The organism is Brevibacterium litoralis (assembly GCF_040212315.1).
In the GTDB taxonomy this organism is placed as follows: domain Bacteria; phylum Actinomycetota; class Actinomycetes; order Actinomycetales; family Brevibacteriaceae; genus Brevibacterium; species Brevibacterium litoralis.
This window is the reverse complement of sequence record NZ_JBDIUY010000028.1, coordinates 193,421-213,143: the sequence shown is the minus strand read 5'-3', so window position 1 is coordinate 213,143 and position 19,723 is coordinate 193,421. Positions and strand designations below refer to the sequence as shown.

Below are 19,723 nucleotides of genomic sequence, written 5' to 3'. Positions count from 1 at the left end.
GCGAGATGGTCCACGTGGAGCCCGGCGACAAGGTGACCCACGAGTCCTTCGGTCTCGGCGCGGTCGTCGAGGTCAAGGGCGCAGGTGACAAGACGGTTGCTGTCGTCGACTTCGGCTCCGCCGGCACCAAGCGCCTGCTCATGCGCTACGCCCCGGTCGAGAAACTCTGACCACCCGGCGGCAGGCCGTCCCGGCCCGCTGAATGCGCAAGGCCCCCTGAGATGAACATCTCAGGGGGCCTTGCGCATTCAGCGGGCCGGGACGGCCTGCCGCCGGGTGGTCAGAGTTTCTCGACCGGGGCGTAGCGCATGAGCAGGCGCTTGGTGCCGGCGGAGCCGAAGTCGACGACAGCAACCGTCTTGTCACCTGCGCCCTTGACCTCGACGACCGCGCCGAGACCGAAGGACTCGTGGGTCACCTTGTCGCCGGGCTCCACGTGGACCATCTCGCGGTTGGGGCGGATGCGGTTGGGGAACCCACCGGCAGGCGAGGAACTGTTCGCCTTCGAGCGGGAGCCGCGACCACCGGCGCCACCGCGGGCCGGGCCCCGACCGGGACCCGCGTAGCTACCGGTGTACCCGCCGGAACGGCCACCACCGAAGGCGTTGCCGCCGTACGACGCACCGAACCCGTCCTCGTCCCCGTAGCCGGGCCCACCGGAGAGTGCCCCGGCACCCCCGGTGAAGGATCCCAGTCGCTTCCAGTCGATGAGGTTCTCCGGGATCTCCCCGAGGAACCGGCTGGGCGGGTTGTACCGCGGCTGGCCCCACATGCTGCGGGTCTCCGCCCGGGTGAGGTACAGCCGCTTCTTGGCCCGGGTGAGGCCGACATAGGCGAGGCGGCGTTCCTCGTTCATCTCCGTGCGGGTGTCGAAGGACCGCTGGTGCGGGAAGGTGCCGTCCTCCATGCCCGTGAGGAACACGACGGGGAACTCCAGTCCCTTGGCCGTGTGGAGTGTCATGAGGGTGACCTCGCCGGCCTCCGGGTCCGGGATGTTGTCCGTGTCCGAGGCGAGGGCCACCTGTTCGAGGAAGTCGTCGAGGGTCGCCTCGGGGTCGTTGCGGTGGAACTCCTCGGCGACGGCCACGAGCTCGGCGAGGTTGTCGACCCGGGACTCGTCCTGCGGGTCGGTGCTCGTGTGGAGCTCCGCCAGGTAGCCCGACTGTTCGAGGATCGCCTCGAGGACACGGGAGGGCGCGGTCGCCCCCTCGGTCAGGGCCCGGAGGTCGTCCATGAGTGCGAGGAAGGTCTGCAGCGGCTTGAGGGTGCGGGTGGAGACACCCGGGGCCTCCTCGGCCCGGCGCAGCGCTTCCCAGAAGCTGATCCGTTCCCGCTCGGCGAAGGAGCCGATGAGCGCCTCGGAACGGTCACCGATCCCGCGCTTGGGGACGTTCAGGATCCGGCGCAGGTTGACGTCGTCGTCCGGGTTCGCGACGACGCGCAGGTACGCCATCGCGTCCTTGATCTCCTTGCGCTCGTAGAACCGCGTGCCCCCGACGACCTTGTAGGGCAGCCCGGCGCGCACCAGGGCGTCCTCGATCGACCGGGACTGGGCGTTCGTCCGGTAGAAGACCGCGAAGTCGCCGTAGGTGAGGCCGTCGGTGTCCATGAGGTCGTCGATCGTCTCGACGACGAACCGGCCCTCGTCCTGTTCGGTGTCGGCGACGTAGCCGACCACCGGTTCCCCGGCTCCGCTGTCGGTCCACAGGTTCTTGGCCTTGCGGTCGTCGTTGTGGCCGATGACGGCATTGGCCGCCGACAGGATGTTCTGTGTGGACCGGTAGTTCTGCTCCAGCAGGATGGTCTCCGCCTGGGGGAAGTCCTCCTCGAACTCGACGATGTTGCGTACCGTCGCCCCGCGGAAGGCGTAGATAGACTGGTCGGCGTCACCGACGACGGTGAGTTCCGCGGTCGGCTGTGGGAGGTCCGCCCCGGCGAGTGCACGGATCAGCTCGTACTGCGCCGGGTTCGTGTCCTGGTACTCGTCGACGAGGATGTGCGCGAACCGGCTGCGGTAGTAGGCGGCGACGTCGTCGAAGGCCCCGAGCAGGTGGACCGTCTCCATGATGAGGTCGTCGAAGTCGAAGGCGTTGGCCAGCCGCAACCGCTCCTGGTAGCGCCGGTAGACCTCCAACACCGTGCGGTCCGCGGGGTTGTTCTCCTGGGCCCGGGCTGAGAAGTCGTCGACCGTGAGCAGGTCGTTCTTGAGGTTCGAGATCCGGTTCTGCACCGACCGCGGGGTGAACTTCTTCGAGTCGAGCCCGGCCTCCCGCATCACCTGGGTGATGAGCCGCTGGGAGTCCTGCGAGTCGTAGATGGTGAAGTTCGACTTCATGCCCAGCGTCTTCGCCTCCCGCCGGAGGATCCGGACGCAGGCCGAGTGGAAGGTCGAGATCCACATCGACCGGGCGCGGGGCCCCACGAGGTCGGTGATGCGCTCCTGCATCTCCCGCGCGGCCTTGTTCGTGAAGGTGATCGCCAGTACCTGACCCGGGTGAGCCTGCCCGGTCCGCAAGGCATGGGCGATCCTGCGGGTGAGGACCGTCGTCTTGCCGGACCCGGCGCCGGCGACGATGAGCAAGGGCCCACCGTTGTACTCGACCGCCCGGGCCTGCTGCGGGTTGAGGCCCTCCATGAGGTCCGCCGCTCCCGAGGCGCCCTGTCCCGCCGACTCCACGTCCGTCCCCGGCCGGTCCGTGACCGGTGGCACGGGTGCGGCAGGGGTGGACGTCGAGGCGGGCGCGTTGAGGAAATCGAACGGTGAAGTCATGGTGCCGTGAAGTCTAGGGGACGCCTCGGACACGCTCCTGCCCCGGACGGGGTGTCGGCCCCGGACACGACGACGCCCCGTCCGAGAAGGACGGGGCGTCGGGGATCGGGTCAGGGCACCTCGGGAGCGGGGGAGGTCAGAGGACGAACACGGCGACGATGACGGCGAGGACCGCCGCGCCGCCGGTGAGGTGCGAGAAGAGCGCGGAGGGGTGCGGGGAGGCGTCCGGGTCGGCGGCCTTCTCCTTGCGGCGACCGAGGAACGCGAAGACCCACACCGCGACGGCGAGGAGCACCTTGAGCGTGACGGCCACATGGTTGAGATCCGCGCCCATGACGGACAGGATCGCGACCATCGCGAGGCCGGTGACGAGCTGCAGGTAGGTGCCGTGCAGCATGCCGGCCACCACCTTGGGGGACTTCACGTGGGCGAAGTAGGAACCGACGATGATAGCCATTCCGAGCAGGTGCAGCAGTACGAGCACGTCCATGAGGATTTCCATGCCCCGAAGTCTAGTGGCAGGATGGATGACGTCCGCGCTCGGCCGGCGGGCCCCGACGGTCCCGTCCGCCCGGGACCGTGCACCGGCCCGCTCGCGCGTGGTCCGCCCTGGTGTAATGGCAGCACGCCGGCCTTTGGAGCCGTGCAGTAAAGGTTCGAATCCTTTGGGCGGAGCGACACCGACCCGGTGACAGGAGAATCCACACATGACCCAGCACCGTCCAGCCGCCGTGATCGTCCTCGCCGCAGGGCAGGGCACGCGGATGAAGTCCTCCACCCCCAAGGTGATGCATCCGATCGGCGGCAGGTCGCTGCTGCACCACGCGATCTCCGCGGCGGCACGGTCGGGCCCCGAGCACCTGGTCGTCGTGCTGCGGCACGCCCGTGAGCAGGTCGCCGAGCACGTGGCCGGTATCTCCGAGGTCCTCGACCGGTCGGTCCTCGTCGCCGACCAGGACGACGTCCCGGGCACCGGCCGGGCCGCCGAGTGCGCGCTCACCCAGTTGCCGGACGACCTGACCGGCACCGTCGTCGTCACCTACGGCGACGTCCCGCTGCTCACCTCGGCCACGCTCGGGCACCTGGTGGCCTTCCACGAGGACAACGGCCACGCCGTCACCGTCCTTTCCGCCGAGGTGTCCCGCCCCCGTGGCTACGGCCGCATCGTCCGCGACGCGGCCGGGGCCCTGGAACGGATCGTCGAGGAGAAGGACGCGAGCGAGGACGAGAAGGCGATCACCGAGATCAACTCCGGGATCTACGCCTTCGACGCCGCCGTGCTCCGCGACGCACTGCCGCGGGTCACCACCGACAACGCGCAGAACGAGAAGTATCTCACCGACGTCATCGGGATCGCCCGCGGCGACGGGGGAGCTGTGTCCGCGCTCACCACCGAGGACGTGTGGCAGGTCGAGGGCGCGAACGACCGTGTGCAGTTGGCCACGCTCGGCAAGGAGCTCAATCGGCGGATCGTCGAGGACTGGATGCGCGCCGGCGTCACCGTCGTCGACCCGGACACCACGTGGATCGACGCGGACGTCACCCTCGCCGAGGACGTGACGATCCTGCCCGGCGTCCAGCTCCACGGCGCCTGCGACGTGGCGACCGGCGCCGTCGTCGGCCCGGACACGACGCTCACCGACACCGAGGTGCACGCATACGCCCAGGTGGTGCGGACCCACGGGAACCTCGCCGTCGTGGGTGAGAACGCGACCGTCGGGCCCTTCGCCTACCTGCGGCCGGGCACGGTGCTCGGCATCGAGGGCAAGATCGGCGCCTTCGTCGAGACGAAGAACGCACGGATCGGGACCGGGTCGAAGGTGCCGCACCTCAGCTACGTGGGTGACGCGACGATCGGTGAGCACTCGAACATCGGAGCCTCCTCCGTCTTCGTCAACTACGACGGGGTGAACAAGCACCACACGACGATCGGCTCACACGTGCGCACCGGCTCGGACACGATGTTCGTTGCACCTGTCACAGTGGGCGACGGCGCCTACTCCGGTGCCGGTACAGTGATCCGGAAGGACGTGCCCGCAGGCGCGCTCGCCCAGACCTACGCCCCTCAGCGCATCACCGAGGGCTGGGTCCTGGACAAGCGTCCGGGTACACCCGCCGCCGAGGCCGCCCGAGCGGCCCTGGAGGCAGAAGACACCGCACGGACTGCGCAGAACGGGTCTGCACAGAAGGACACGGAGGACAAGTGAGCGCGTCGATCACGACCCCGGGCGAGAAGAGTCTCGCCCTCGTCACCGGTAGGGCGAACATGGAGCTGGCGGAGCAGGTCGCCGCCGAGCTCGGCACGGAGCTACTGCCCACGGACGTCTACAACTTCGCCAACGGCGAGATCTACGTGCGGTTCGGCGAGTCCGTGCGCGGCAAGGACGTCTTCGTCATGCAGTCGCACTGCTCGCCCATCAACGACTGGGTGATGGAGCAGCTCATCATGCTCGACGCGCTCAAGCGTGCGTCGGCCAAGCGGATCACCGTCATCGCGCCCTTCTTCCCCTACGCCCGCCAGGACAAGAAGCACCGCGGCCGCGAGCCCATCTCGGCCCGTCTCATGGCGGACCTGTTCAAGACCGCCGGTGCCGACCGCGTCATCACGGTCGACCTGCACACCGCCCAGATCCAGGGCTTCTTCGACGGACCCGTGGACCACCTGGTCGCCCTGCCGATCCTCGCCAACTATGTGCGCGACAAATACTCGCAGCACGACCTGGCGGTCGTCTCCCCGGACGCCGGTCGCATCAAGGTCGCGGAGAACTGGTCGGCCTCGCTCGGTGGCGCACCGCTGTCCTTCATCCACAAGACCCGTGACATCAACCGGCCGAACCAGACGAAGGCCAACCGCGTCGTCGGTGACGTCGCCGGCCGCATGTGCGTGCTCGTCGACGACATGATCGACACCGGTGGCACGATCGTCCAGGCCGCCGAGGCCTGCATGAACGCCGGCGCCAAGGGCGTGGTCATCGTCTCGACGCACGCCGTGTTCTCCGGCCCCGCCGTCGAGCGCCTGTCGAACTCGGTCGCCGAGGAGGTCATCGTGACGAACACGCTGCCCCTCGACGAGGAGAAGAAGTTCGACAAGCTCACCGAGCTGTCCATCGCTCCGCTGCTCGCCAGCGCCGTGCAGCAGGTGTTCGTCGACGGTTCGGTCACCTCGCTGTTCAACATCTGAGTCGGGTCGCCGCGGTGTGAGCCGCGGATCCCGGCATGCAGAAGGGATGCATCTCCACTGTGAGGTGCATCCCTTCTGCATGTGCAGGATTTCGCTCCCGAGGTGCCCTGCCCTATCCTTGAACGGTTGCCTCGGCGAGGGAGGCCCTTCACGGGCTTCCGTGATCGACGCGGTTCTGCAGCCGGAACACACCGTGCCCGGTGCCCGACCAGGTGGTCGGCGCCCATGGTTCGCTCCGACACGCACGACCTCGTTCGCCGTGGTGTCGAAGAAGAACATCACACGAAGGAGTTCCCATGGCTGACTACACTCTCCAGGTCGAGCTGCGCGAGGAGTTCGGCAAGGGCGCCGCCCGCCGTCTCCGCCGCGCCGGCAAGGTCCCCGCGGTCCTCTACGGCCACGGCACCGACCCGGTCCACCTGGTCCTCGACGGCCACGCCACGATGATGGCCATGAAGCTGTCGAACCCGCTGCTCAAGCTCGAGGGTCCGAACAAGACCGAGCAGGCCGTCGTCAAGGACTACCAGTACCACCCGATCCACCGCTCCTACCAGCACCTGGACCTCGTCCTCGTGAAGAAGGGCGAGAAGATCGAGGTCGAGGTCCCGCTGCACGTCGAGGGCGAGCCGTTCTCCGGCAACCTGTCCTCCGTCGAGCAGAACACCGTCACGGTGCTCGCCGAGGCCACCCACCTCCCGGATTCCTTCACGGTCTCCATCGAGGGCAAGGAAGCCGGCGAGCACGTGCTCGCCGGTGACGTCGAGCTGCCCGCCGGCATCGAGCTGGCGCAGGACGCCGACTCCCTGCTCGTCAACATCTTCGCCGAGGTCGAGCAGGACCTGGGCGAGGAGTCGGACGAGGCCGCCGAGGGCGAGACCGCCGAGGGCGAAGAGAAGTCCGAGGACTGATCACGGCCCTCCTCTTCCGACCGGGTCCGCGCGCTGAGCGTAGGTCGGACGGGAGAGGACACCGACCGGGGCGGGTACCGTATGACGGTGCCCGCCCCGAGTCGTGTGCGGGGTCCGGGAGTACGAGAGAAGGACAGCGGGAGACGTGAGCGACGACAGGTGGATCGTCATCGGCCTGGGCAATCCGGGCGACAGGTATGCGGCGACGCGGCACAACATCGGCCACATGGTGATCGACGAGCTGGTGGCGCGGACCGGTGGGAAGCTGGGCCGCAGCAAGGCGCGGGCCGTCGTGAGCGAGGGGCGGTTGGGCTCGAACGGCGGGCTGCCGGGTCCGCGAGTGGTGCTCGCCAAGTCGCTCACGTACATGAACGAGTCGGGTGGGCCGGTCTCGCAGTTGGCGAACTTCTACTCGGTCGATCCCGAGCACGTCGTGGCGATCCACGACGACGTCGACCTGCCGTTCGACTCGATCAAGCTCAAGCGTGGCGGCGGCGAGGGTGGCCACAACGGTCTGCGGTCGATGACGAAGTCGTTGGGGACCAAGGACTACCTGCGGGTGCGTGCCGGTGTGGGTCGGCCCCCGGGGCGCCAGGACACCGCGGACTACGTGCTCAAGCCCTTCTCGGCCGCCGAGCGCAAGGACCTGCCGATCTTCGTCTCCGACATCGCCGACGCCGTCGAGATGCTGCTCACCGAGGGCCTCACGGAGACCCAGCAGAAGTACCACTCCCGCTGAGGGGTGCCCGCCGGCGGGGTGTGGTCCGGGATGACGAGGTAGATGTCGTTTCGCAGGACTCTTGTCTCGTCGTCGTCCAGGACTACGAGACTTCTGCTTCGTCGAACGACATCTCTCTCGTAGGCGGGTCAGCGTCCGACACGAGTGGCCTAATCTGGCGGTATGACGACACCGATCGCCGCTGACGCCCATGACGAGATCCGGGTCCACGGGGCCCGCGAGAACAACCTCACCGGGTTCGACCTCACGATCCTCAAACGGCGCCTGACGGTCTTCACCGGAGTGTCTGGTTCGGGCAAGAGCTCGCTCGTGTTCGGCACCCTCGCCGCGGAATCGCAGCGGCTCATCAACGAGACGTACAGCGCCTTCGTCCAGGGCTTCATGCCGCAGGTCGCCCGGCCCGACGTCGACCACCTGGAAGGGTTGACACCGGCGATCGTCGTCGACCAGGAACGTCTGACACCCAACAACCGGTCGACGGTCGGGACGGTCTCGGACGCGTACACGCTGTTGCGCCTCCTCTATGCGAAGAAGGCGGAACCCCACGTCGGTGGTCCGGCGGCCTTCTCGTTCAACACCGCCTCGGTGTCGGCGGCGGGTGCCGCGACCGTGCACCGGAACACGAAGGCGAAGAAGGAGAAGACCACCTACTTCCGGCAGGGCGGTATGTGCGCCGGCTGTGAGGGGACGGGCGAGGTCTCGGACATCGACATCTCCGGGATCATCGACGAGGACCTGAGCCTCAACGACGGCGCGGTGCTCATCCCGGGGTACAAGCCCGGCGGCTGGTCGGTCCGGTCCCTCACGGAGACCGGGTTCTTCGATCCGGACAAGAAGATCCGGGACTACACGGCCCAGGAGCGTCACGACCTCCTGGAACGCGAGCCCGGCAAGGTGAACATCTCCGGGACGAACTTCACGTACGAGGGCCTGCTCTCGAGGGTGCAGAAGTCCTTCCTGTCGAAGGACCGGGACGCCCTGCAACCGCACGTGCGTGCCTTCGTCGACCGGATCGCCGTGTTCCGGACCTGTCCGGATTGCGAGGGGTACCGGCTGAACGAGGTCTCGCGCTCGGCGCTCATCGGCGGTCTGCACATCGGGCAGGTGACGGAACGGCAGATCAGCGACCTGCCGGAATGGCTGGAGTCGGTCGACACGACCGGGGTCGAACCCCTCGTGGCGACACTCGTCGAGACGGTCGACGCCTTCCGGGAGGTGGGCCTCGGCTACCTGTCACTCGACCGGCCCAGTGGCACGCTCTCCGGCGGCGAGGCGCAGCGGGTCAAGCTCGTGCGTCACCTGGGATCGAGCCTCACCGACATCACCTACGTCTTCGACGAACCGACGGTCGGACTCCACCCGCACGACATCCACCGGATGAACGATCTGCTCCTGCGTCTGCGGGACAAGGGCAACACGGTGCTCGTCGTCGAGCACAAGCCGGAGACGATCCGGATCGCCGACCACGTCGTCGACCTGGGCCCACGCGCCGGCACGGAGGGTGGTTCCCTCCAGTACGAGGGGACCGTCGACGGGCTGCTGGAGTCGGGGACGCTCACCGGCGAACACCTCGGGTACCGGGCGGAGCTCAAGGACACCGTGCGGCCTGCGACCGGGGTCCTGTCCGTGCGCGGGGCCGGGCGGAACAACCTGCGTGACGTCGACGTGGACGTGCCGCTCGGGGTCCTCTGCGCCGTCACCGGGGTGGCCGGATCCGGCAAGAGCACGCTCGTCGACGAGGGGATCGTCCACGACGGGACCGCCCCACGAGAGGACGTCGTCGTCCTCGACCAGTCGGCCATCCGCGGTTCGAGGCGCTCCAACCCGGGGACCTACACCGGGGTCCTCGACCCGATCAGGTCGTCCTTCGCGAAGGCCAACGGGGTGAAGCCCGGTCTGTTCAGCGCCAACTCGGACGGTGCCTGTGAGAATTGCAAGGGTGCCGGTCAGGTGTTCGTCGACCTGGGTCTCATGGCGGGTACTGCCGGTCCCTGCGAGGTCTGCGAGGGCCGTCGGTTCAAGGACGAGGTGCTCGACATGCGTCTGGGCGGCAGGAACATCGCCGAGGTCCTCGACATGTCCGTCGCACAGGCCCGGGCCTTCGTCGCGAAGAAGTCGGAGGGTGGCGAGGCGCCGGTCCCGAAGGCACATACGGTTCTCAGTCGCCTCGACGAGGTGGGGCTCGGGTACGTGAAGCTCGGGCAGTCGCTCAACACCCTGTCCGGGGGTGAGCGGCAGCGACTGAAGCTCGCGGTCGCGCTCGGCGAGAAGGGGAAGGTACTCGTCCTCGACGAGCCGACGACCGGTCTCCACCTCGCGGACGTCGCAGCCCTGCTCGATCTCCTCGACCGTCTGGTCGACGGCGGTCGGTCGGTCATCGTCGTCGAGCACCACCTGGCGGTCGTCGCCCATGCCGATCACGTCATCGACCTCGGCCCAGGAGCAGGCCGCGAGGGTGGCCGGATCGTCTTCGAGGGCACGCCCCGGCAGATGGTCGAGGCGGCGGATTCGACGGTGACCGGTGAGTTCCTGGCCGCGTACGTCGGCTGAGCGCGGAGCCCTCCCGTGCGAGATTGCGAGGTCGACGTCGTTCGACGAGGCAGATGTCCCGTAGTCGTACAGGACTACGAGACAAGAGCCCTGCGTGACGACGTTTCCCTCGCAGTCGGGAACCAGTGCGGGTCGCGCAGGCGTCTCAGACCGTCGACGCGTTCGCCGGGGCAGTCGTCGCGCCCGTGCGGCGCCTGTTCCACGTCGCGATGAGATAGGCGGCCGGTCCGATGAGGGGGAAGATCACGAAGGCTGCAATCGTGACGAGGTCCGTGAGGACGGAGTTCGAATGGGACCGGATGCGGAACCACCGGACGAGAGCCCAGACGAGGAGCACCAGGGCGATCACGGAACCGCACGTCCAGACGATGTCGTAGGCAGCGGGGAGGAGCGGGTTCTCTCCGGTCACGGCGGGCCTTCCTCGTCAGCGGTTCACCGGTGTCTGGGGCTGGTGCCGGTGAGTGTGTCGGTCTTCATCAGTCTCCCACTGCACGTGCCCTGTCGGTACCTTCCTGACCACGACGGTGCGCAATCGTGATGTGGACGAACCGCCGATCGTGCGTGGCCGAAGAGCCGGAAGTCGTATTGAATGGCGTTCGGACAGAGTATGGCGACGAACCCCCAGGTCACAGGTCCAGGACTGTGATCTCCCCAGGTGTGGACAACCGCGTGACCATGTGTGTCCCGTCCTGTGGACCGCGAGCGGGCGATCCACAGGCCGAGGACGGGGCGTGACGGTGAGAGATGTGCAGGACAAGGTCGGGACATGACTCTCGTGCTCTCGTCCCGCAAACTCGTCGACCGTGGGGTGACCCGGAAAGGTCGGGAACACCTGCTCCGGTGTTGTCTGGAGCCGGTTCTCCGCGGTGTGTACCGCATCAACCGTGAATGTCGGAGGCATTCTCAGACCAGCGACCTGCTGGACAAGAAGGATCTCACGGTCCTCAAACGACTTGCGTCGGGGTCGCCTGTCGTCCGCGACAAACTGATGCGCACGGTGCTCATTCACGCCTTCGAGGTGTCGCCGCAGCGAGATGCCGTGGCTGCTCGGGGCACCTGGTTCTACTCGCATCGCACGGCGGCACACCTCCTGGGGCTCGAATCCGCCCTGCCCTCCGCGCCCACGATCGATGTGACCCGGCCGGGGAGAAATCAATCGAGTGGGGTCGTCCGGTGGTTCGGGATGGACGAGATCTCGCCCGGGCACATGGTGGAGGTCGGAGGACGTGCGATGACGAGCATTGCGCGGACGTGTCTGGACATCGGGGCGGACGAAGGTCTGAAACTGGGACTCCCGATGGCGGACGCGGCGATCCGCGCCGAGAAGTTGGAGCGGGTCGATCTGGAATCGTGTCTGGTGGACCATCCGCGCGCACACCGCCGCGATGTCCGGGCCGTCGCTGCGCTGGCGAGCGGCCTGTCGGAGAGCGTCGGTGAATCACTGACCCGGGTGGCGCTCCACAGACTCGGCATCGTCGACCAATGGGGACAACAGGTGTGGATCGAGACGGACATCGGTCGCCGTCGCATCGACTTCGCGAATCACTCGACGCGTGTGGCACTGGAGTTCGACGGGTACGGGAAGTACTTCGAAAAGACCCCCGAGGGTCGGGCGAGTCTCAAAGAGCAGTACAGGCGTGACCAGGCGCTCCTCCGTGCCGGCTGGTTCCCGGTCCACGTCGACTGGGAGACGGTTCTCGACCTCGACCTCTTCCGACGGACTCTCCAGAACGCCCGGAAGTGATACCGCCCCGGGTCGACTGCGAGGTTGATGTCGTTCGACGGGGCAGATGTCTCGTCGTCGTGCAGGACCGCGAGACAAGAGCTCTGCGAAATGACGATTACCTCGCAAACATGGGTCGACGCCGCGCCGAGCCGCCTGAGCGAGGGTGCGGACCAGCGGCAGACGCCTCCGGGACCGGCCGGACCCGGATCAGGATCCGGCGCTCGCCTCCTTGCGGGGGCGGAAGAGCCAGACGGCCAGGCCGCCGCCGACCGCGCCGAAGAAGTGTGCCTGCCAACTGATGCCCTGATGGATCGGCAGGATCCCGACGACCATCGAGCTGCCGTAGGCGACCCCGACCACGAGAGCGATGACCGCGTAGAGGATCGCGTGCCCGAGCGAGCGGGCGATGAAGGCACGGACCAGCAGGTACCCGAAGTACCCGAACACCAACCCCGAGGCCCCGACCGTGAGCGTCCCCGGCACGTTCACCACCCAGGTCCCGACCGCCGAGACGACCGCGACGATCACCGTGACGAGCCAGAAGCGGCGCACCCCGTCCAGGGCGACGAGCAGCCCGAGCACCAGGAACGGCACCGTGTTCGAGATGAGGTGCGGCCACCCGGAGTGCAGGACCGGAGAGGCGACGATCCCGAACACACTCGTCGGGTCCCAGGACCGGATGCCGTAGGTGTTGAAGGTGCCCGGCAGCACCCAGTCGAAGGCTCGGATCAACCACATGAACACGAGCAGGCCGACCGGCTGCGCGAGCCGGACGACCGAGGTGCGTGCGGTGCTCCGGACCATCTCGCCACGAGAGGATCCGGCGGACCCTCCCCGAGAGCCGGACGGGCCGTACGCGTTCAGCGGGTTCTGCGAGCTCATGCGCCCCAGTGTCCCAGACCACCCCGCACGCCACCCGGGGGTTCTCCGGACATCCCCGGGGAATCCGAAAACCCCCGAGGTCCTAGACTGGTGGGCGTGTCTTTGACGGGTCTGCACTCCACGACGTCCACCGAACCCGCGATCGCCACCGCGATCGCCGAACTGTCCGACGGGACGTCCCCCGGGGGTTCCATCGGCGTGGTGAAGGGACTGCGCCCCCTCCTCCTCGCCGGCGCCACCGGCATCACCGGCACCTCCACCACGAACGGCACCGCCGCCGAGGCGCCCTCCACCCCCGACACCCTCACCGACGGCACCACCCCCGGCATCGTCCTCGCCGTCACCGCCACCGGACGTGAGGCCGAGGAACTCTCCACGGCGCTGAAGGACCACCTGCCCGACGACTCGGTCGCGTTCTTCCCCAGTTGGGAGACCCTGCCGCACGAGAAGCTCTCGCCCCGCTCCGACACCGTCGGCCAGCGTCTGTCCGTGCTCCGGCGCCTGGCCCACGCCTCGGACCGCGCGCGGTTGCGGGTCGTCACAGCCCCCGTCCGCGCCCTGCTCCAGCCGCTGGTCAAGGGTCTGGGTGAGCTCGAACCCGTCCACCTGCGCGTGGGCGACCGGGCGGACCTGCCCGACCTGGCCGAACGTCTCTCCTCGCTCGCGTACAGCCGTGTCGACATGGTCTCGCGGCGGGGTGAGTACGCGGTCCGCGGCGGGATCCTCGACATCTTCCCGCCGACGGACGACCACGCCCTGCGCATCGAGTTCTTCGACGACGAGATCGACGAGATCCGCCCCTTCTCCGTGGCCGACCAGCGGTCGATGCCGACCGCCGAGGGTGCCGAGTACACCCTGTGGGCCCCGGCCTGCCGCGAGGTCCTCCTCTCGGCCTCCGTCCGCGACCGCGCCCGGACGCTCGCCGATCAGTTGCCCGGCGCCCGGGACATGCTGGAGAAGCTCGCCGAGGGCATCGCGGTCGAGGGCATGGAGTCCCTCGCCCCGGTCCTCGCCGACGGCATGGAGCCCCTCCTCGCCGTCGTCCCGGAGCACAGCCGCGTCGTCCTCGTCTCCCCGGAGAAGGTCGAGGCCCGCGCCGAGGACCTCGTGTCCACGACCGAGGAGTTCCTCGAGGCCGCCTGGGCCTCGGCCGCCGGCGGGGGAGACGCCCCCATCGACCTGTCCGCCGCGAGCTTCCGCACCCTCGACCAGACCCGCGAGGCCGCGGGCGTCCTCGGTCTGCCCTGGTGGGAGATGGGCGGACTCGGGGTCGACGCGGAACTCGCGGGCGCCTCGGCAGCGGGGGACGGCGCCGCCGAGGCGCCCGGCACCCCCGCCGGGAACCGCCGCGTCCTCGAGGTGCCGGGCCGGGAACCGCGCGGCTACGCCGGTGACGTCGAGGCGGTGCTCGCCGACCTGCGCGGCCTCGTCCACGCGGAGTGGACGGTCCACGTGCTCACCGAGGGCATGGGCCCGGCCAAGCGCCTGGTGGAGGTGTTCGGCGAGGCCGAGGTGCCCGCCTCACTCCACGACGACCTCACCTCGGAGGGGACCCCTGGCACGGTGTCGGTGACGACGGCCGCGGCCTACGGCGGGTTCGTGTTGGAGAACCTCAAGCTCGCGGTCCTCACGGAGGCCGACGTCCTCGGGCGGGCGGCCGCCGCCTCGACGCGGGACATGCGCCGCCTTCCCGCGCGCCGCAAGCGCAACCAGGTCGACCCGCTGGACCTGCGGCCCGGGGACTTCATCGTCCACGAGCAGCACGGTGTGGGCCGGTTCGTCGAGATGGTCCAGCGGACCATGGGTCGGCGCGGCGAGCAGCACACGCGGGAGTACCTGGTCGTCGAGTACGCCTCGTCGAAGCGGGGGCAGCCCGGTGACCGCCTGTACGTGCCCTCGGACGCGCTCGACCAGGTCACCCGGTACGTGGGTGGTGAGAACCCGAGCCTCAACAAGATGGGCGGGGCCGACTGGCAGAAGACGAAGTCGAAGGCGAAGAAGGCGGTCAAGGAGATCGCCGGGGAGCTCATCCGGCTCTACTCCGCCCGGCAGGCCACGAAGGGCCACGCCTTCAGCCCGGACACCCCGTGGCAGCGGGAGCTGGAGGACGCCTTCGCGTACAACGAGACGCCGGACCAGCTCACCACGATCGACGAGGTCAAGGCCGACATGGAGAAGACCGTGCCGATGGACCGTCTGGTCTGCGGCGACGTCGGCTACGGCAAGACGGAGGTCGCGGTGCGTACGGCCTTCAAGGCGGTGCAGGACGGCAAACAGGTGGCGGTGCTCGTGCCCACCACGCTGCTCGTCCAGCAGCACCTGCAGACCTTCACCGAGCGGTACTCCGGATTCCCGGTGAACGTCGGGTACCTCTCGCGCTTCCAGTCGAACGCGGAGGCGGAGAAGGTGAAGAAGGACCTGGCCGACGGGAAGATCGACGTCGTCATCGGAACGCACCGCCTGCTCTCCGGGGAGGTGCGGTTCAAGGACTTGGGGCTCGTCATCATCGACGAGGAGCAGCGGTTCGGTGTCGAGCACAAGGAGACGCTCACGCAGCTGCGCACCAACGTCGACGTGCTCGCCATGTCCGCCACCCCGATCCCACGCACCCTGGAGATGGCCGTCACCGGCATCCGTGAGATGTCGACGCTCGCGACCCCGCCGGAGGAACGTCACCCCGTCCTCACCTATGTCGGCAAGTACGAGGACAAACAGGTGACCGCGGCGATCCGGCGTGAGCTGATGCGCGAGGGCCAGGTGTTCTACGTCCACAACAAGGTCCAGGACATCGAGCGGGTGGCCGGCCACCTGGCGGAACTCGTGCCGGAGGCCCGGATCGCGGTGGCCCACGGCAAGATGAGCGAGCAGCGCCTGGAGCAGGTGATCGTCGACTTCTGGGAGAAGAAGTACGACGTGCTGGTGTGCACGACGATCGTCGAGACGGGCCTCGACATCGCGAACGCGAACACCCTCATCATCGACCGTGCCGACCGGATGGGCCTGTCCCAGCTCCACCAGTTGCGTGGCCGTGTGGGCCGCGGGCGTGAGCGGGCGTACTCGTACTTCCTGTGGCCGGGCGACCAGACCCTCACGGAGACGGCCTACGACCGTCTGCAGACGCTGGCCAGCCACACGGAGCTCGGTGCGGGCATGCAGATCGCGATGAAGGACCTGGAGATCCGCGGCGCGGGCAACCTGCTGGGCGGCCAGCAGTCCGGCCACATCGAGGGCGTCGGCTTCGACCTCTACGTGCGTCTGGTCGGCGAGGCGGTCGCGAACTTCCGTGGCGAGGGCGAGGAGGAAGAGGCGGAGATGCGCATCGAGCTGCCCATCGACGCCCACCTGCCCACCGACTACGTCGAGCACGAGCGGCTGCGCCTGGAGGCCTACCGCAAGCTCGCCGGTGCCGCGGACGAGGACCAGGTGCAGGAGGTGCTGGCGGAACTCGTCGACCGGTACGGGCCCTACCCGGACGCCGTGGCGGTCCTCGCCGACGTCGCCCGGCTGCGGATCCGGGCGCGCGCCTCGGGCGTCCACGAGATCGTCAAACAGGGCAACAACATCCGCTTCGGGCCGGTCGAACTCGCCGAGTCGCAGATCGCCCGCCTCAAGCGCATGTACCCCAAGTCGTTGCTCAAGCCCGCGGTCCGCTCGATCGTCGTCCCGGCGCCGAAGGACGGGGAGGGTTTCACGGCGAACGAACTCACCGACGCCGCGCTCCTGCGCTGGACCACCCAGTTCCTCGACGCGATCCTGCCGCTGCCGAAGCCGGAGACCGCCGCATGACGGGCGGCCCGGTGTCCATGGATGAGGTACCCACGGGGTCAGCGCGCACCTGGGACCGCCCCGACGTGGCGTCCCTCGACCTGCCCGCCGTCATGGGGTACATCCGTGACCGTTGCCCGTGGGCCTCGGCGCACACGCACCACTCGCTCCAGAAGTTCCTGCTGGAGGAGACCCACGAACTGCTGGCCGCCCTCGACCACGGGGAGCGCACGGAGATCGAGAACGAATTGGGCGACGTGCTCTACCAGGTTCTCTTCCACGCCTCGCTCATCGACGAGGCGGCGGGGGAACCGGGCAGCGGTGCGGCGTTCCGGCGCGTCCAGGAGGGCCTGCGGGCCAAGCTGGTCCGTCGTCACCCGCACGTCTTCGACTCCGACGGGCCGGTGCCGATCGACGAGGTCGAGCGCCGTTACGAGGCGGTGAAGGCCGCCGAACGCGCGGAGAAGGTCGCCGGCACATCCGCCGCCGAGGCGCCCTCCCCGTCCGCCGACACCGTGGCCTCCCGGCTGCGGCAGTCCTTCGACTCGGTGCCGCGCTCGGTGCCGGCGCTCAGCCGGGCGCACGCGGTGCTCGACCGGGTCGAACGCCTGGAGGCGAGGAACGCGCCGATCGCGGGCGTCGACCTGGGGGAGCGGTTGCTCGCGCTCGTCGCGGAGGCGAAGGAGGCGGGGATCGACCCTGAGGCGGCGCTGCGGAACGCCACCGAGGAGCACGAACGACGTACCGTCGAGGTCAACACCCCCGAGGAGTCCCATGACTGACGGCACCACCACGGAAACCGCGACCGAGCCCGATCTGCCCATCCACGTGCCCCTGGAGGGCACCTTCAACGTCCGTGACGTCGGCGGCTGGGCGACGGCCGACGGTCACCGGGTCCGCACCGGGCTCGTTCACCGGGCCGACGGGCTGGCCAACCTCACCGACGGTGACCGGGCCGAACTCGTGGCCCGGGGCGTGCGGACGGTCCTCGACCTGCGGGAGACCCAGGAAGGGCGGCACGCACCGGATGCTCTCGACGGCACCGACATCGAGCACCTCGGTATGCCGGTGTTCCTCGACCGCTACTACCCGATGGACCCGGAGGACGCGCTCGCCTTCCGCCTGCCCGACCGGTCCCTGCCCACCATCTACGGGCTCATGATCGAGGAGGCGGGGGAGCGGTTCGCGGAGATCCTCACGGTGCTCGCCGAGGCTGAGGACCCTGCGGTCTTCCACTGCTCGGCGGGTAAGGATCGGACGGGGATGGTCGCGGCGTTCCTGCTCGAACTCCTCGGTGTCGGGCGCCAGACGGTGCTCGACGACTACGCGGCGACGGAGAGGTTCCTCGGGGCGGACTTCGTCGCGGCGCTCCAGACGCGGTTCGCGGCGGCCGGCATCGTCGCCGACCTGTCGAAGACCGCCACCCAGGCGCCGCGCGAACTCATGGAGTCGACGCTCGCGGGAATCGACGACCGGTTCGGGTCAGTCGAGGGCTACCTGCTCGAGCACGGCCTGGACGACCGCGTCCCCGGCCGCCTCCGAGACCGTCTCCTGGGGTGAGGGTAGTCGCGCGTACGTGACCTGGACCGGGAATTCGAGAGGAGCCCGGTGCCGGAGCGACACGGTGTCCGGCCCCTCCACTAGAGTGTGATGCGGTATGTCACCCCCGCACCGTGGGGTCCACGCAGGTCCGCCGAGCGAGCGGACGGACGAAGGAGAGATCACGTGGCCGAGATCATCGCAGCCAACGCACGAGAGATTCTGGATTCCCGCGGCAACCCCACCATCGAGGTGGAGGTCCTGCTCGAAGACGGTTCGGTGGGGCGTGCGGACGTCCCCTCGGGCGCCTCGACCGGTGAATGGGAGGCCGTCGAACTGCGTGACGGCGACTCCGGCCGGTACCTGGGCAAGGGTGTCGAGAAGGCCGTGGACGCGGTCCTCGACGAGATCCACGAGGCGATCGCCGGGATCGACGCCGACGACCAGCGCCTGGTCGACCAGTCGATGATCGACCTGGACGGCACCGAGAACAAGGCCCGCCTGGGCGCCAACGCCATCCTCGGCACCTCCCTGGCCGTGGCCCGCGCCGCCGCGAACTCCGCCGATCTGCCGCTGTACAAGTACCTGGGCGGTCCGAACGCCCACGTGCTGCCGGTGCCGATGATGAACATCCTCAACGGTGGGTCCCACGCGGACTCCAACGTCGACATCCAGGAGTTCATGATCGCGCCGATCGGTGCGGCCACCTTCCGCGAGGCGCTGCGCTGGGGCGCCGAGGTGTACCACGCCCTCAAGGCCGTCCTCAAGGAGCGCGGCCTGTCCACCGGCCTCGGTGACGAGGGCGGTTTCGCCCCGAACCTCGACTCCAACGCCGAGGCCCTCGACCTCATCGTCGAGGCGATCCAGAAGGCCGGCCGCAAGCCCGGCGAGGAGATCGCGCTCGCCCTCGACGTCGCCTCCTCCGAGTTCTTCTCCGAGGGCGGCTACTCCTTCGAGGGCACGACCAAGTCCGCCCAGGACATGAGCGACTACTACGCCGACCTCGTCGCCACGTACCCCCTCGTCTCCATCGAGGACCCGCTGGACGAGAACGACTGGGACGGCTGGGTGACGCTCACCTCCGCCATCGGCGACAAGGTGCAGATCGTGGGCGACGACCTGTTCGTCACCAACCCCTCCCGCCTGCGCCGTGGCATCGACGAGGGTGCGGCCAACTCGCTGCTCGTCAAGGTCAACCAGATCGGTTCGCTCACCGAGACCTTCGACGCCATCTCGATGGCGCAGACCCACCAGTACACCGCGATGGTCTCCCACCGCTCCGGCGAGACCGAGGACACGACCATCGCCGACCTGGCCGTCGCCACGAACGCCGGCCAGATCAAGACCGGTGCCCCGGCCCGCTCCGAGCGTGTGGCCAAGTACAACCAGCTGCTGCGCATCGAGGAGCAGCTGGGCGACCAGGCGCGCTACGCCGGCCGCTCCGCCTTCCCCCGCTTCCGCGGCTGAGCCGAACGCCGCCCGAGCCCCGGCACCCCACCGGCTGAGCCGAACGCCGCCCGAGCCCCGGCACCCCACCGGCTGAACCGAACGCCGCCGAGGCGCCTCGGCGGCGCGACACACCCACCGCACCTCCGGCGGGTGAGAAGGAGGGCACGACAGGGTCATTCTGTCGTTCCTCCCTGCCCGCCCGCCGGAGGTGCGG

The 19,723-nt window shown here is 68.8% G+C and carries 15 protein-coding genes and 1 tRNA gene; 12 read left to right on the top strand and 4 right to left on the bottom strand.

All coding sequences use genetic code 11. The annotated features are described in order from the left end of the window. On the top strand, positions 1-170 hold a 170-nt coding region (locus AAD496_RS11060), incomplete at its 5' end, for a hypothetical protein (protein WP_349828793.1). Positions 171-280: 110 nt separating this feature from the next. On the opposite strand, the gene pcrA is transcribed toward AAD496_RS11060, so the two are convergent. Both pcrA and AAD496_RS11050 read right to left on the bottom strand, forming a co-directional pair. Further along, on the bottom strand, positions 281-2,770 hold the full coding sequence (gene pcrA, locus AAD496_RS11055) for a DNA helicase PcrA (RefSeq protein WP_349828788.1): 2,490 nt from the start codon (positions 2,768-2,770) through the stop codon (positions 281-283). Positions 2,771-2,906: 136 nt separating this feature from the next. Then, complete coding sequence (locus tag AAD496_RS11050) at positions 2,907-3,272, bottom strand: hypothetical protein (RefSeq protein WP_349828787.1); 366 nt, start codon at positions 3,270-3,272, stop codon at positions 2,907-2,909. A gap of 101 nt (positions 3,273-3,373) precedes the next feature. Between AAD496_RS11050 and AAD496_RS11045 the strand changes: the two genes are divergently transcribed. The 6 genes from AAD496_RS11045 to AAD496_RS11020 all read left to right on the top strand — a co-directional run bounded on the left by AAD496_RS11045 (position 3,374) and on the right by AAD496_RS11020 (position 10,148). Further along, positions 3,374-3,445 (top strand) — tRNA-Gln (locus tag AAD496_RS11045). 32 nt (positions 3,446-3,477) lie between these two features. Further along, positions 3,478-4,977, top strand: coding sequence for a bifunctional UDP-N-acetylglucosamine diphosphorylase/glucosamine-1-phosphate N-acetyltransferase GlmU (glmU, locus tag AAD496_RS11040; RefSeq protein WP_349828786.1), 1,500 nt, complete (start codon positions 3,478-3,480; stop codon positions 4,975-4,977). After that, positions 4,974-5,951 carry a ribose-phosphate diphosphokinase gene (locus AAD496_RS11035; protein WP_349828785.1) on the top strand — a complete coding sequence of 326 codons (978 nt, stop codon included), beginning with the start codon at positions 4,974-4,976 and terminating at the stop codon, positions 5,949-5,951. Before glmU ends, AAD496_RS11035 begins: the two co-directional genes overlap by 4 nt. A gap of 296 nt (positions 5,952-6,247) precedes the next feature. Further along, positions 6,248-6,859, top strand: a complete 612-nt coding sequence (locus AAD496_RS11030) for a 50S ribosomal protein L25/general stress protein Ctc (protein ID WP_349828783.1) — start codon at positions 6,248-6,250, stop codon at positions 6,857-6,859. 145 nt (positions 6,860-7,004) lie between these two features. Then, a complete protein-coding gene (gene pth, locus AAD496_RS11025; RefSeq protein WP_349828782.1) occupies positions 7,005-7,598 on the top strand; it encodes an aminoacyl-tRNA hydrolase in 594 nt (197 codons plus the stop codon). A 162-nt stretch (positions 7,599-7,760) separates the two neighbouring features. Next, positions 7,761-10,148, top strand: a complete 2,388-nt coding sequence (locus AAD496_RS11020; RefSeq protein ID WP_349828781.1) for an ATP-binding cassette domain-containing protein — start codon at positions 7,761-7,763, stop codon at positions 10,146-10,148. Positions 10,149-10,293: 145 nt separating this feature from the next. On the opposite strand, the gene AAD496_RS11015 is transcribed toward AAD496_RS11020, so the two are convergent. Then, positions 10,294-10,557, bottom strand: coding sequence for a hypothetical protein (locus AAD496_RS11015; protein WP_349828780.1), 264 nt, complete (start codon positions 10,555-10,557; stop codon positions 10,294-10,296). Positions 10,558-10,914: 357 nt separating this feature from the next. On the opposite strand from AAD496_RS11015, the gene AAD496_RS11010 reads away from it, so the two are divergent. Next, entirely contained in the window at positions 10,915-11,892 is a 978-nt protein-coding gene (locus tag AAD496_RS11010) for a hypothetical protein (RefSeq protein ID WP_349828779.1), read from the top strand. Between the two features lie 189 nt (positions 11,893-12,081). Here AAD496_RS11010 and AAD496_RS11005 read toward each other — a convergent pair whose 3' ends face one another. Further along, positions 12,082-12,756 (bottom strand): rhomboid family intramembrane serine protease, encoded by a 675-nt coding sequence (locus AAD496_RS11005; RefSeq protein WP_349828778.1) that lies wholly within the window; start codon positions 12,754-12,756, stop codon positions 12,082-12,084. A 96-nt stretch (positions 12,757-12,852) separates the two neighbouring features. Here AAD496_RS11005 and mfd point away from each other — a divergent pair, with 96 nt between their 5' ends. The 4 genes from mfd to eno all read left to right on the top strand — a co-directional run bounded on the left by mfd (position 12,853) and on the right by eno (position 19,527). After that, entirely contained in the window at positions 12,853-16,542 is a 3,690-nt protein-coding gene (gene mfd / locus AAD496_RS11000) for a transcription-repair coupling factor (protein WP_433913759.1), read from the top strand. Next, positions 16,539-17,303 (top strand): MazG nucleotide pyrophosphohydrolase domain-containing protein, encoded by a 765-nt coding sequence (locus AAD496_RS10995; RefSeq protein ID WP_349828777.1) that lies wholly within the window; start codon positions 16,539-16,541, stop codon positions 17,301-17,303. Before mfd ends, AAD496_RS10995 begins: the two co-directional genes overlap by 4 nt. Further along, a complete protein-coding gene (locus tag AAD496_RS10990; RefSeq protein WP_349828776.1) occupies positions 17,296-18,081 on the top strand; it encodes a tyrosine-protein phosphatase in 786 nt (261 codons plus the stop codon). The genes AAD496_RS10995 and AAD496_RS10990 overlap by 8 nt, the downstream gene beginning before the upstream one ends. A gap of 165 nt (positions 18,082-18,246) precedes the next feature. Further along, positions 18,247-19,527 (top strand): phosphopyruvate hydratase, encoded by a 1,281-nt coding sequence (gene eno, locus AAD496_RS10985; protein ID WP_349828775.1) that lies wholly within the window; start codon positions 18,247-18,249, stop codon positions 19,525-19,527. The last annotated feature ends 196 nt before the right edge of the window (positions 19,528-19,723 follow it).